The 12,723-nt window shown below is 66.0% G+C and carries 16 protein-coding genes; 6 read left to right on the plus strand and 10 right to left on the minus strand.

Features of this window, described 5'->3' with window-relative positions; all coding sequences use genetic code 11:
• Nucleotides 1-61 precede the first annotated feature (61 nt).
• The 4 genes from NP511_RS20095 to NP511_RS20110 form a co-directional block, all read right to left on the minus strand.
• Nucleotides 62-514, minus strand: coding sequence for an RNA-binding protein (locus NP511_RS20095; protein WP_006651237.1), 453 nt, complete (start codon nucleotides 512-514; stop codon nucleotides 62-64).
• A 90-nt stretch (nucleotides 515-604) separates the two neighbouring features.
• Nucleotides 605-805, minus strand: a complete 201-nt coding sequence (locus tag NP511_RS20100) for a hypothetical protein (protein ID WP_006651238.1) — start codon at nucleotides 803-805, stop codon at nucleotides 605-607.
• 117 nt (nucleotides 806-922) lie between these two features.
• Nucleotides 923-1,099 carry a hypothetical protein gene (locus tag NP511_RS20105; protein WP_006651239.1) on the minus strand — a complete coding sequence of 59 codons (177 nt, stop codon included), beginning with the start codon at nucleotides 1,097-1,099 and terminating at the stop codon, nucleotides 923-925.
• 446 nt (nucleotides 1,100-1,545) lie between these two features.
• Nucleotides 1,546-2,235, minus strand: a complete 690-nt coding sequence (locus NP511_RS20110) for a type 1 glutamine amidotransferase domain-containing protein (protein WP_006651240.1) — start codon at nucleotides 2,233-2,235, stop codon at nucleotides 1,546-1,548.
• A 153-nt stretch (nucleotides 2,236-2,388) separates the two neighbouring features.
• On the opposite strand from NP511_RS20110, the gene NP511_RS20115 reads away from it, so the two are divergent.
• Together NP511_RS20115 and NP511_RS22995 are read left to right on the plus strand one after the other, a co-directional pair.
• Nucleotides 2,389-2,859, plus strand: a complete 471-nt coding sequence (locus NP511_RS20115; protein ID WP_049966847.1) for an Hsp20/alpha crystallin family protein — start codon at nucleotides 2,389-2,391, stop codon at nucleotides 2,857-2,859.
• 209 nt (nucleotides 2,860-3,068) lie between these two features.
• On the plus strand, nucleotides 3,069-3,434 hold the full coding sequence (locus NP511_RS22995; protein ID WP_084158326.1) for a DUF8070 family membrane protein: 366 nt from the start codon (nucleotides 3,069-3,071) through the stop codon (nucleotides 3,432-3,434).
• 182 nt (nucleotides 3,435-3,616) lie between these two features.
• On the opposite strand, the gene NP511_RS20120 is transcribed toward NP511_RS22995, so the two are convergent.
• Complete coding sequence (locus tag NP511_RS20120) at nucleotides 3,617-4,615, minus strand: DHH family phosphoesterase (protein ID WP_049966848.1); 999 nt, start codon at nucleotides 4,613-4,615, stop codon at nucleotides 3,617-3,619.
• 425 nt (nucleotides 4,616-5,040) lie between these two features.
• Between NP511_RS20120 and NP511_RS20125 the strand changes: the two genes are divergently transcribed.
• The 3 genes from NP511_RS20125 to NP511_RS20135 all read left to right on the plus strand — a co-directional run bounded on the left by NP511_RS20125 (nucleotide 5,041) and on the right by NP511_RS20135 (nucleotide 8,096).
• Entirely contained in the window at nucleotides 5,041-5,412 is a 372-nt protein-coding gene (locus NP511_RS20125) for a helix-turn-helix domain-containing protein (protein ID WP_006180505.1), read from the plus strand.
• Between the two features lie 78 nt (nucleotides 5,413-5,490).
• Nucleotides 5,491-6,669 (plus strand): thiolase domain-containing protein, encoded by a 1,179-nt coding sequence (locus NP511_RS20130; protein ID WP_049966849.1) that lies wholly within the window; start codon nucleotides 5,491-5,493, stop codon nucleotides 6,667-6,669.
• Complete coding sequence (locus tag NP511_RS20135; RefSeq protein ID WP_049966850.1) at nucleotides 6,669-8,096, plus strand: zinc ribbon domain-containing protein; 1,428 nt, start codon at nucleotides 6,669-6,671, stop codon at nucleotides 8,094-8,096. Before NP511_RS20130 ends, NP511_RS20135 begins: the two co-directional genes overlap by 1 nt.
• 428 nt (nucleotides 8,097-8,524) lie before the next feature.
• Here the strand turns inward: NP511_RS20135 and NP511_RS20140 are convergent, their stop codons facing one another.
• The 3 genes from NP511_RS20140 to NP511_RS20150 form a co-directional block, all read right to left on the minus strand.
• Nucleotides 8,525-9,523 (minus strand): ornithine cyclodeaminase family protein, encoded by a 999-nt coding sequence (locus tag NP511_RS20140; protein WP_049966851.1) that lies wholly within the window; start codon nucleotides 9,521-9,523, stop codon nucleotides 8,525-8,527.
• Between the two features lie 53 nt (nucleotides 9,524-9,576).
• Nucleotides 9,577-9,792 carry a DUF8015 family protein gene (locus NP511_RS20145; RefSeq protein WP_049966852.1) on the minus strand — a complete coding sequence of 72 codons (216 nt, stop codon included), beginning with the start codon at nucleotides 9,790-9,792 and terminating at the stop codon, nucleotides 9,577-9,579.
• A 296-nt stretch (nucleotides 9,793-10,088) separates the two neighbouring features.
• Entirely contained in the window at nucleotides 10,089-10,514 is a 426-nt protein-coding gene (locus NP511_RS20150) for a DUF3054 domain-containing protein (RefSeq protein ID WP_006651250.1), read from the minus strand.
• A 348-nt stretch (nucleotides 10,515-10,862) separates the two neighbouring features.
• On the opposite strand from NP511_RS20150, the gene NP511_RS20155 reads away from it, so the two are divergent.
• Entirely contained in the window at nucleotides 10,863-11,543 is a 681-nt protein-coding gene (locus NP511_RS20155; RefSeq protein ID WP_049966853.1) for a J domain-containing protein, read from the plus strand.
• Here NP511_RS20155 and NP511_RS20160 read toward each other — a convergent pair.
• Nucleotides 11,516-12,154: a toll/interleukin-1 receptor domain-containing protein gene (locus NP511_RS20160; protein WP_006651252.1), complete on the minus strand. Its 639-nt coding sequence runs from the start codon at nucleotides 12,152-12,154 to the stop codon at nucleotides 11,516-11,518. The two genes, NP511_RS20155 and NP511_RS20160, sit on opposite strands and share 28 nt — an antisense overlap.
• A gap of 58 nt (nucleotides 12,155-12,212) precedes the next feature.
• Nucleotides 12,213-12,653 (minus strand): DUF8159 domain-containing protein, encoded by a 441-nt coding sequence (locus NP511_RS20165; RefSeq protein ID WP_049966854.1) that lies wholly within the window; start codon nucleotides 12,651-12,653, stop codon nucleotides 12,213-12,215.
• Nucleotides 12,654-12,723: the final 70 nt, after the last annotated feature.

Here is a 12,723-nt window from a genome sequence, read left to right on the forward strand (position 1 = left end):
TTCGGGTTCGGCCGGCGTCACGAAACGAAGCGGGACGCGGCAGCGTCAGCGAAACGGCGACTCAGTCCTGCTCGCGGAGGCGCTCGAGGACGTCCTCGGCGTTTTCGACGGCCTTCTCCTTCTTGGCGGGGTAGGCCTCGACCTTCCCGCGGAAGGTGATGCCGTCGCCGAGGCGAACGTCGCCCGCGAAGGCGGCCTGTTTGTCGAGTCGCAGGAAGAGTTCGGTGTTTTCCGTGACCCGCTCGTCGAGTTCGGCGATCAGGTCGTCGAAGGTCTCGAGGTCGGCGAGCCGCGAGAGGACGTGCCGAACGTCGTCGGCGTTCTCGACGCGGGCCGAGAGGACGAGGATACGGTCGCCGTAGTGGCCCTCGCTTTCGGTGCGTTCGATCTCGAAGGGGTCGTCATCGTCACCGTCGGGGAGGAACGTTCGCAGCGCTTCCTCGACGCGTTTCTCGTCCTCGGTGGCGTAGCAGAACGTCCGTAAATCGACGTAGTGAAGCGGGATCTGTGGCATCGACGATTCGAATGGGTAGTGTGGTAGTGTTCGGCCGGCACGGCGGTAGCAGGTGCGACGTCGCCTCGCGGGACCGGCCCTCGAGCGGCGTTACTCCTCGTCTGCGTCTTCGTCGTCGGCCGCCTCGAGGTCGTCCTCGGGAACGCCGGCCTCCTGGCCGTCCTCGAAGCTGATGGTGTAGGTGACGTCACCGAACATCGACTCCATCGTCTGGGTGATGGTCCCGGTTTCGCCGTCGAACTCGCTGTGCTCGTCGTGCAGCACGACGCGATCGTCTTCCTCGAAGCTCATAGCCGATATTTCCCCGCGGTCGCGTAAAAAGGGACTGATTCGCCACTGGGCAGCCTGCGTGACCCGTCGTCGCTATCGATCGCGACCACTGTCGGCAGCCGGCGGTCGCGGGGGCGGTCAGCGCTCGTTCTCGAGGGCGACGACGGTGTCGGACATGAGCCACGCGTCGTCGCTCGAGACGTCCTCGATGCTGAGTGCGAAAAACGAGTCGCGGCCGTCGTCGACGGTGATCCGGAAGCTGCGACTCCGTAGCGAATCGGTCCGTTCGGTCGTCTCCGATCGGGCTGGCTCCACGGGCGTCCTCGGGGGTCAGCGCCCATAACTCGCTCGGTCCGCCCCTCTCGCCGCCGATCGCCCGCCGGCTCGAGGGAGGCGGCGACCGAGCCCCGACCGACCGCGACGCCGGCCGGCGATCAGTTCGGATCGGCTCGCTCGAACCGCCGGTAGCCGATCGCGATCGGGATGGCGAACCACGCGAGCAAGACGACGGGTGCGACCCACTCCGACAGGGAGAGCAGCACCGTCCCGGCGACGCGACTCGCGCTCGAGACCCTCGAGCGCGACGACGGCCTCGTCGCCAGCCCCGTACCGTTTCGTGAGTCCCCTGCGTTCGTATCGCCGGCATATGAACGGCGCTACACGAACGGGTAGAAAACAGTTCAGGGGGATAGCAGAACGACGGAACGAGAGTCGCTGTGGCCGGTTTCGTCGTCCAGTACGGGCCGGCGATCGCGGGTCGCTCAGGCCTCGAGTTCGACGTCGAGTTCCTCGAGCAGCGTATCGGCCGCGGCGCTCGAAGAGCCGGGGCCGCGGGCGGTGATGAGGTCGCCGTCGACGGTGACGCTGGTGTCGGAATCGAGTTCGGCGTCCCAGTTACCGCCGGCGGCTTTCACTTCGTCCTCGGTCCAGTAGGGCAGCTTGCGGCCGTCGGGCATGCGGTCCTGTTCGTCGACGATGCCCTCCTCCCACGCGTTGGGGAAGCCGGTTACGTCACGGCCGTTGACGATGAACGCGCCGTGGCTGTCGCGGGCGAACCCGAGAATGCCGACGGCGTGACAGACCACGAGCGCCTTCCCGTTGCCCTCGACGGCGTCCCGCAGGAGCTGCCGTGCGTGTTTGTCCTGGTTGATGTCCCATGCGGTTCCGTGCCCGCCGGGGAAGACGACGGCGTCGTACCCCTCGGCGTCGGCCTGTGCGACCGGGATCGGATCGTTCAGTCGCTCGTCGGTCTCGTGGACCTCGCGAACGTGTTCGGCGGTTTCCTCGCCGACCTCGTCGGGATCGAGCGATCGCTCGTCGATTACCGGCGGACTCCCCGACGGCGTCGCGACCGTGACCTCGACGCCCGCGTCCGACAGCGTCTCGAGCGGCTCGACACATTCCTCTCCCCAGTACCCTTCTTCGCTGACGACGAATAGTGCGTCGGTCATGCATCTCCCCTAAGACGGGGAGCGTAAAAACGACCAGCCCACCCCTCGGTTCTGCCGCAAGTCACCGCGTCGATAGGTTAGCCTGCGTGACCGTTTCACTAGCCGAGGGTGACCTTTTTCGCTATCGGCCCCCTACCTACGGTAGGTGAAATCATGGCAGACCGACCCCGCCCGTTCGACGGTATCGACGACCTCCTCGAGCGACTGAACCGCCAAGTCGAGACGGCGGCCCGATCGTGGGAGCGGCAGGTGGACGACCGGAGCCAGCTCGACCTCTCGATGGGCGGTGCGGAGACGAGCCTGGACCTCGCCGACGAGGGCGAGGCGTTCGTCGCCACCGTCGACGTCCCCGGCTACGAGAGCGCCGACCTCGAGTTGCGACTCACCGACCGGGACCGGACCCTCGCGATCTCGGGCCGGCGCGAACGCGAACGGGAGACCGACGACGAGGCGGCGAACTACATCCGACACGAACGGACGACCCAGTCGTTCAGCCGGCAGGTGCGCCTGCCGGCGTCGGTCGACGCCGATGCGGTGCAGGCAAGCGTCAACAACGGAGTGCTGACGGTGCGGCTCCCCAAGCGCGAACCGGACGAGGAGGCGCGCTCGATCGACATCGACTGAAGACTACTATCAGTCGTTTTCGGTACAATTGGGCCGGTCTGTGTTCCATCGATACATCGTGATCAGGAGATGAGAGTACATGTCCTGCAGTTAGATGTGATTCTGAAACACAATCAGGTGATTCGGTAACTACAGATGCAAACTAAACAGTCGGCTCATAGGGTACCAAAAGTTGATAACCTCCGGTTGATTGTCTGCACGTACTGGATATGAATTTGACACGATTGTTGAAACCACTGGTGCGGGACACTGGCGTGATAGGTGGCGTAACCGTCGGTCTTGTGTACGGTCTCACCCATTCGGGGGCAGTAATCGTAGGACTGGCTGGTCTTGGCATCCTCTGTATTGGGGTGGGTGGTGGTACTACTGGACATGGTGGTACTTCTGGATTTGCTGCTTTGGGGAGGACTGGGCACGATGAGAGTAGTGAGGTAAGAAATATGACCAGACATATGGAACTCTGGCCGGGGGTATCCTCCGACATGCCAGTTCGGGTGCGTCTCCTCTTCTATGGGCTTGGACTCCTTTTCTGGAGCCTCACAGTTCTTGGACTGTTTTCGTCGCGCCTCCATTGACCCCGCGCTCGACGTTCTCTATCCTACCGTTCAATTCACGCTCTGTATTCAGCACACCGGTCTTAATAGACGATGGCTAAATTGTGACCCGCACCGTTACATCGTTACCCCGTACTTACCGCAAGTTCACATTCGATTCCGAATGAAAATCGTACTATCAACCGCTGCTACGGCAGCTCGTCTCAATCGTCGAGGTTCAACGCGTCGAAGAACCGTCGGGCGAGCCGTCCGCCGACGAACTCGAGTAGCGCGTCGTCGTCGCCGTCTTCGTCCGCGAACAGCCCGAGTTCGATCCGCCCGCCGGCCATGTCGTGGTGGCCGCCCGCCGCCCCGAGTTCGTCGAACCCCTCCTCGAGCGCCTCGCCGATGTGGACCCGCGGATCGATCGACCGGCCGCTCAGCCGGATCGCGTCGCCGACGATCCCGTAGACCAACACCGTATCGACTCCCTCGAGGTTGAGCAGGTAGTCCGCGGCCTGTGGCAGCGCGTCCGTCTCGCCGGTCTTGCCGGCGCTGGCGACCAGCGACGAGCCGCGTCGCTCCCGGCTGGCGATGGCCCGCCCGATCGCGTCGAGAGTCCCCGGGGAGAAGGCGCTGCCGTACAGTTGCTCGAGCGTCTCGAGATCCGCGTCGGGATAGACCGCTAGCGCGGCCTCGTACTCGCGGCGCGTCGGCTCGCGGACGAAGTCCAGCCGCTCGCGGTGGAGCGCAAAGAGCAACGCCGAGGCGAGCCGGGCGGTCAGTTCGACCTCGAGTTCCCCGAGGTACTCCACGAAGATCGTCGCCGTCGCGCCGTACTCGGTGCGGACGTCCTCGAAGTCGGCCCCGCTCGCCTCGCCGGGATGATGGTCGATGACGATGTCCGGTGTGATACGTTCCGGCACCTCCGTGTTCGCGCCCGGACTGCTGTGATCGACGTACCCGATGCTCTCGTACTCCGACAGCGTCGTCGACTCGATCGTCTGGAGGCTGATGTCGAGGAGATTGACGAACGCGCGGTTCTGTTGGTGGGAGATCTCACCGCCGTAGGCGATCGTCACGGGCGCGATGTCGTGGTCGCGTGCGATCGCCTCGAGGGCGAGCGCGCTGGCGAGACAGTCCGGGTCGGGATTGTCGTGACAGACGATCGCCAGCGACTCGGTCGCCTCGAGGACGGAGACGAGGTCGGCCGCGCGAGGCATACGTGAGATACGGCGACGAGACGTTTGAAACCCGCGTCGCCTCTCAGTGCGGACGAACGATCGATCGGCGATAGGGGTGCCGCGTGAGTGACGCCGCTCGAGGTCGGGCGAACGCCCACTGGGACGGTACGGTCCACTGTCAAGTCGACTTACATATGATATTCGAACACATTTGGGAATGTTCTCAGCGGGAAGTAAGAGGTCTGTACCCCTGCAGTACGGTTCTCGTCGGGGAGAAATCTGGACTCCTATTCAATACCTTCACAGGTCGAGGGTTCGATGTCAACTACGACGGGGGCCCGTAAGCGGGCCGCTGTGATCGAGACCCAGTTGGTTAGAACGATAACAAAGGGTAAGACGGGCGACGGCGGACTCGTGACTGAACGACTGACCCACCACTCCGGCGCGGACGACGGTGTCCACCCATGACTGACAACGCCGAGAGCAATCGAATACGCGTGACGGTAACGGTCACCGACGACGAATCGATCGAACAACTGATTGATTGCGTCGACGACGTCGTCGACGCACGCACCGTCGACGACCGGACCACCGACCAGCAGGGTCGTCCGGAGTCGCTCCAGCTCGACGTCCGCGAACTCACGCCGAAACAGTGGGAGGCCCTCGAGCTGGCCGGCAAGCGAGGCTATTTCGACCGGCCACGAGGAGTCGATCTCGAGACGCTGGCCGATGAGCTGGCGATCTCGAAGTCGGCGGTCTCCCAGCGGCTCCGTGCGGCCGAGTCGACGCTGATCCGGGCGGTCCTCGACGCGTCGCGAGAGCCGACCGAGCGGTAGCGGGGTCCAGCCACGATCGGTCCCGAAGACCGTAGGTAAGTGTGTACTTATTTCACACCGGACGACCGAGGGGCCGGTATGCGAGACGCCTACCTCGTCGGCGCGGGGCAGTCGGACTACGGAGCCTTTCCCTCGGAGAGCTACCGGTCCCTGTTCCGCACGGCGTTCGACGCGGCGACGGACAGCGTACCGAAGGGCCTCGAGGCGGACGACATCGACGAGGCCGTCATCGGCAATCTCGGCGTCGGCGGCCGGCAGCTGGGCCTCTCCGGGCCGGCCGTGACCGAACACGTCGGCCTCGACGGGGTGCCGACGACGCGGGTCGAAAACGCCTGTGCGGCGAGCGGTTTCGCGGTGCGACAGGCCGTCCAGGCCGTCAAGTCGGGGATGGCAGACGTCGTCCTCGCCGGCGGCTTCGAGATCATGTCCGACATGAGTTCGGACGCGACGAAGTACTGGCTCGGCGTCTCCGGGGAAACCGAGTGGGAGCGACTCTCGGGAACCACCTTCTCGGGCGTCTACGCCCAGATGGCGTCGGTCCACATGGAGCAGTACGGCACCACGCGCGAACACCTCTCGCGGGTCGCCGTCAAGAACCACGCCAACGGCGCGAAAAACCCCCACGCCCAGTTAGGCTTCGAGTGTTCGCTCGAGGACGCCCAGTCGGCGCCGGTCGTCGCGGACCCGCTGAACCTCTATCACTGCTGTCCGACCTCGGACGGGGCGGCCTGTGCGCTGATCGTCAGCGAGGACGTGGTCGACGAGTACACGGACGATCCGATCCGGGTGGCCGGCGTCGGTGCCGGCAGCGACACCGTCGGGCTCTTCCAGCGCGACACCTATACCGGCATTCCGGCGAGCCAGCGGGCCGGCGAGCAGGCCTACGAGATGGCCGATGTCGACCCCGACGACCTCGACTTCGCGGAGGTTCACGACTGCTTCGCCATCGCCGAACTGCTGGCCTACGAGGATCTCGGCTTCTGTGAGACCGGCGAGGCCGGCCGACTGATCGAATCCGGGGCGACCGAGATCGGTGGCGACCTTCCCGTGAATACCTCCGGCGGCCTCAAGTCCAAGGGCCACCCGATCGGCGCGACGGGTGCCGGACAGGTCGTCGAGGCCTACAAACAGCTCTCCGGGAAGGCGGGCGAGCGACAGGTCGAGAACCCCGCTCGCGGACTGACCCACAACGTCGGCGGCAGCGGTGGTGCTGCCGTCGTTCACGTCTTCGAGAAGGAACAGGAGGTGAGCGCCTGATGAGCGCGATCACCGGTGTCGGTGCGTACGCACCGCGATTCCGAATCAGTGCCGAGGCCTTCGAGGAGGCCTGGGGGCAGTTCCACGCCGCCGGCGTCACCGAGAAGGCCGTCCCCGCGGCCGACGAGGACGCCCTCACCATGGGCTACGAGGCCGCGACCCGCGCGCTCGAGGCGGCCGACGTCGACGCGGAGAGCATCGACTGGCTGGCATTCGCCGCCTCGCGGCCGCCAGCGGCCGAGGAGGACCTGACCGCCCGACTGGGCGCGATGCTGGCCCTCTCCGAATCGGCGACCCGTCAGCTCTTTTCCGGGAGTACTCGAGCGGGAACCCGCGCGCTCTGGGCCGGTCTGGACGCCCTCGAGGCCGACGCAACGACCGCGCTCGTCGTCGCCGCCGACGCACCGCAGGGCGACCCCGACGACGGGATCGATCACGCCGCCGGAGCCGGCAGCGCCGCGTTCGTCCTCGAGCGCGAGGGTCCCGCCGAAATCGTCGATCGCGCGGAATACGCCGCGCCCTATCCCGGTACCCGGTTCCGCGATACCGGCGAGGACGAGACCCAGGGGCTGGGCATCACCCAGTACGACCGGCAGTCCTTCACCGAAACGATCGGCGGGGCGGTCGATGGCCTCGAGGTCGACCCCGAGCCCGACGCGGCCGCGATCCAGGCCCCCGACGGGAAGCTCCCCTACCGCGCGGCCGGCGCGGCCGGCGTCGGCACCGACGAGATCCAGGCCGCCGCGACGGTCCACGAGCTGGGCGATACCGGCGCGGCGAGCGTGCCCCTGTCGCTCGCCACCGCGCTCGCGGACGGCGACGACTCCGTCCTCGGCGTCTCCCACGGCAGCGGCGCGGGGGCCGACGCGGTCGTCGTCTCGGCCGACGGCGACGTGCCGGCCGTCACCGCGCTCGAGGGGGCGGAGCCGCTTTCCTACGCCGAGTACCTGCGCCAGCGCGGCGTCGTGACCACCGGCCCGCCGTCGGGCGGCGGGGCCTACGTCAGCGTCCCCTCGTGGCGGCGCTCGCTCCCCCAGCGCTACCGGCTCGAGGCCGGCCGCTGTTCGGAGTGCGGTGCGCTGTCGTTCCCGCCGGAGGGCGCGTGTGACGACTGCGGGGCGCTCGCCGAGTACGACCCCATCGAACTTGCTGGCGAGGGGACCATCGAGGCCGTTACGACCATCTCCCAGGGCGGCGCACCGCCGGAGTTCGCCGAACAGCAGGCCCAGTCGGGCGACTACGCGGCCGCGATCGTCGCGCTCGAGACCGATGGCGGCGACGAAACCGTCAGTGCCCCGGCGATGGGTACCGACGCTGACCCCGACGCGTTCGGAGTCGGTGATCGCATCGAGACGACGATCCGCCGGGTCTACACGCAGGAGGGCGTCACTCGCTACGGGTTCAAAGTGCGACCGGCCGAGCAGTAACCGGCTCGAGTCGCCCGTCGGCTCGAAAACAGTTATTTATCTGAATTGCAGGCGCTAAAACCCCGTCTTTCAGGGCGGGGATACAGCGCCGTCATCGTCTGTCTTTCGTGTGAATCGGCAGTTTCACAGTCCCACGCGGTGTATTGTGGACTGTGCGCGGGAAACTGGCAGTTGACTCGGTGTTTGCCACGACGAGAGCCGAAATCAAACAAGTGAGCCGACCGCGCCGACCGACACAAAACAAGATACCTCCAAGCCGTCAACACGGTAGGAGTAACGGCTTCGTGGCAGAGCCAGCGCCGTCGGTCGCAAACCTTAGATTCCCAACCTTCCGAATTGACGGGAACCGCCACTTGTGCGGTTCGGGAAGCCCCGCCCTTTAGCGTGGGGAGGATGTCACACTCCAGTCCCCCGCGTCCCTCGAGTCCCTAGTTCCCCGTCAGCGCCTCGCTCGCCGGGGCGAACTCGATCGTCTGTCCGAGTCCCCGTTCGCTGGCGCGCTCGTAGAGGAGATACGCCGCGGCGACCGTCTCGATGCCGGTGCCGCCGCTGTCGAAGACCGTGATCTCGTCGTCGCTCGTCCGGCCCGGTGCGTTGCCGGCGACGACCTCGCCCAGTTCGGCGTGGACGTGGTCCTCGGTGATCGCGCCCGCCTCGAGAGCCTGGATAAACGAGCCGGCGTCGAACGTCGCCCGCTCGCGGAGGTCCGGAACGTAGGTCGCGTTCGCGATCGTGTCCGTGTCCAGTTCGCGTGCGTCCGCCGAGTACTGGCCCATCGCGGTGATGTGGGTCCCGGGTGCGATATCGTCGCCGTCGACGACCGGCTCGCTGGCTTGCGTCGCCGTGATCACGACGTCCGCATCGGCGACGGCGGCCGTACTCGAGTCGACCGCGTGGACGTCGGCCGCGAGCGTGTCGTCGAAGTCGGCGGCAAACGCCTCGCGGTTCTCGGGAGTCGGCGAGTAGACCCGCACCTCGGTGAAGTCACGGACCGTGGCGGTCGCATGGAGCTGGCCGCGGGCCTGTGCGCCGCTCCCGATGATCGCGAGGGTGTCGGCGTCGTCGCGGGCGAGTTCGTCGACGCCGACGGCACCGGCCGCGCCGGTCTTGAACGGGTTCATGCTCGCGCCGTCGAGCAGGGCCAGCGGCGCGCCGCTGTCGGCGTCGAAAAGCGGCGTCATGAACCAGCCGTCGCCGGCACCGAACCCCGCGCTGTACATGTAGCCCCCCATCGCGCCCGTCTCCGGGAGGATGGCAGCGTAGCTCGTGAACATCCCGGCGGGATCCGCACGGAGGAACTTCGACCGTGGGTGGGCCGGTGCGCCCTCGCCGCGCTGTCGATACCCCTCACGAACGGCGTCGACGTATTCGGCCGGCGTTGCGAGGTCATCGACGGCGTCGCTGGTCAGAAACAGCGTCTCAGTCATAGACGATCGAACGCGGCGGAGATGGGAAAAGGAACCGAAAGCGGAAGAACGGATCAGTCCGCGTTGATCGGCGGACGCGCCGACCGGGTCTCGTCGGCGGTGTCAGCTGGCGTATTGACGAACATTGCGTGGCCGATGATCCCCATCGCGACGACTGCCCCGAGCGGCACTGCCGCGGTCAGCGACACCCCCACGAACGTCAGGGCCGCGGTGATACCGAGCAGTGCGACTGGGATGAGGCCGAGAACAATGTCGTAATATCCAGTCATAATCTATCCTATAGTATGAGGAATAGCCATATAAGTGTTTCCCATAATTAGCTCATGGTGGATGAGTTTCTGATTTGCATTATCGGGAGTGAATCTGCATAAGTTATATCGAAGGTACGGAACGGGCGAAGGATCGGATCACCGCTCGCTCGAGAGACGTGACGGACAGACACAGTCTCTGATCGATTACGTTCTCGAGAGACAGGCCGTCAGAAACGCGGTCCCGAATAACGTATCGAATTTCGGATGACTATACTCTCGAACCGATATCGATCGCGAACCGGCGCGTCGACAATTTACCTCGTCGCTGATAGATAGAGGGTATAGACCAGTCGCCAACCGAGCAACACGGCCAGCCCGGTCGCGGTGATGACGACCGGAAACGGCCACGTCGTCCCGCCATCGAACAGCGGCGAGCCACGGAGCATGAGCCCGACGTTCGCCGCCGCGATCCACGCGACGGCCGGCAGTCGGAACTCGCGGCTCGCTCCCGCCCGTTCGGTCGCGTAGACCCCCGCCAGCGCCGCGACGGCGAGCCAGCCGACCACGAACGGCGTCACCGTCTCGAGCGAGGCGATCGGTTCGGCGATCGGATTGCCGCTGTGACTGATGCGGCCGAGGAGGACGATCCCGACGATACAGAGGACGTCGACGATTCCGGCGACGAGGCGGTCGCGGTCGGCCGCGCCATCGTGCGTATCCGTCCGAACTGCTGTGTCCATACGCGATACTCACGACTGCGAGCCCATTGGTGTCCCGGTTCGATCGTCGAAATACCTGACAGGAGAGGAGGAACTCGGCGGCCGTCGGCCACCGAGTGCCGTCCAACGGACAGCGCGTCTCCGTGCGAGGGGACCCTCGCACGCCCGATCCATAGCCGGCCGACTACTTCGTTATCCGTTCCGTTCGGACCGGTCGGCCGTCCGCCCGGTCTCGTTTCACCACGTAGTCGGAGCCTACACACCGGCCCCGACCGACGGTCGGGGCCTCCCTCCGGGCGAACCGAGCCGTCCGAACCCGTGACTGTCAGCAGAAGAACTAATATGGGACGAACCCGAACCGCCCGGGTAATGGCAGTGGTCGGTGAACGACAGGCCGGCTGCGACGGATGTGGCCGGACGGTCGCGCTCGAGGATCTCACGACAGTGACGATGCCGGACGGCGAACGGGTGGCGTGCTGTCCGGAGTGTGAGCCACACGCCAGGGCAGCCGCCCGAAAGGGCGCGTCGCTCGATCAGCGGCGGGCCGCCTGTGACGGGTGTACCGGCACGTTCCTCGCGACCGAACTCGAGGACGTCGTGCTGTCGGACGGCACCGTGTTGACCTGCTGTCCGTCGTGTGCGGCCGAGGCCCCCGGTCCCGATGCTGGGGCCGAAGGAGATGGCCCGGCGACCGACGGGAACGCCGACGCGACCGATACCGGCGACACCGACGAGCGAACCCGATGCACACAGTGCCGGGAGTGGGTCGACGAGGAGCGGTTTCGCGTGACCACGATCGACGAGCGGACCGAACGGCTGTGTTCGGACTGCAAAGCCGATGCCGAGGAGCGCGGCATCGTCGCCGACGTCGCCATGCGAAAGACCGAGGCCCGCGACGTACTGGGCCTCGAGCGGGCCGTCAGCGACGAGCGGCTGCGGGAGGCGTTTCACGAGCAGGTCAAACGCGCCCACCCAGATCGCAAAAGCGGCAGCGAGTCGGCGTTCAAACTCGTTCGGGACGCCTACGACCGGCTTCGGGACGAGGACTGAGACGCCGGCACGTTCTCACGACCCATGAAGCCGATCGTCGCCGGCTCGAAGTAGTACGTGATCCCACAGTCCGCACACGAGGCCGTCAGGAACTTGCCGTGTGCATGGAGCTTCCAGAGCTTGGACTGATCGTGTTCGAGTTCGAGCGTGACCGGCCCCCTGCAGTCGGGGATCGTACACGGGAACCGGATATACCAGTTCGGAACCGACAGCGCGCCCAGCGGTGCGAGTTCGCTTCGGAGCCGACACAGCAGGTTGAAGATCGTCGCGGAGAGATCACCGCGGTCGATCGTCACGCCGTCGACGTCGCCCACGAACCCTCGCCGGTCGATCCCCTCGTCGAACAGCGGCAGTACGGGAATTCCCTTGGCCACCGCGTAGCCGATTTCCTGATTGATCCACTCGTCGTCGGCCGCCGCCTCGGTCAGTACCGCGACGACGAGGTCGCTGTTGGCGAGTCGTCCCTCGAGTCGCGTTCGCGAGCGGCCGGACTCGACTTCCTCGTGTGCAATGTGGACGCCGAAGGGGAAGTTCTTGACCGTCGAGAACAGGTCCTGCACGAGGTCGAGATCGTCGGGCGCGTGGGAGACGTACACCTGCTCTCCGGTCATGGAATCGTCTACGACAAGGACTGACGCGAACCATTATTAATCTATCTCCGGGACGTATTTAATCGGTGTCACGTCCGCTGGGCCGGTCCCGGACCGTCCTGAGGACCAACCCCGAGAACTCCACCTGCGAGAGGTCGGCCCCGAGCCGGTCGAACCACTCGCGCTCGACGTGCCAGCGCCCCCGGACCGCCCCGTCGGTCGCGAACGAGGTCACCTCGAGACGACCGGGCGTCCACGAACGCTCCTCGCCGATCGACAGCAGCGTCCGCAGGACGGCCCCGACCTCGTCGCGCGTGACCGCGGGCGCGTCGGAAACGGCCTCGTACTCGAGGGCGATCCCGATGCCGTCGTCGGGGGACGTGGTCTCGCCCTCGCCGTCCAGCCACTCGAACGACGTCACGTAGTAGCCGTGGCTCATCAGTCGGTTCTCGAGCGCGACCGAGACCGGATGCGTCGCCGTCTCCGTCCCGCCGTCGGACGCGGAGTTGTTGTCACTCATACACACACCTTCGAGCGACAGGGAGAAAAGTGGGACGGCGGGCGCGTTATACGGACTGCTGTAAGTCATT

Source organism: Natrinema thermotolerans (assembly GCF_031165565.1).
In the GTDB taxonomy this organism is placed as follows: Archaea; Halobacteriota; Halobacteria; order Halobacteriales; family Natrialbaceae; genus Natrinema; species Natrinema thermotolerans.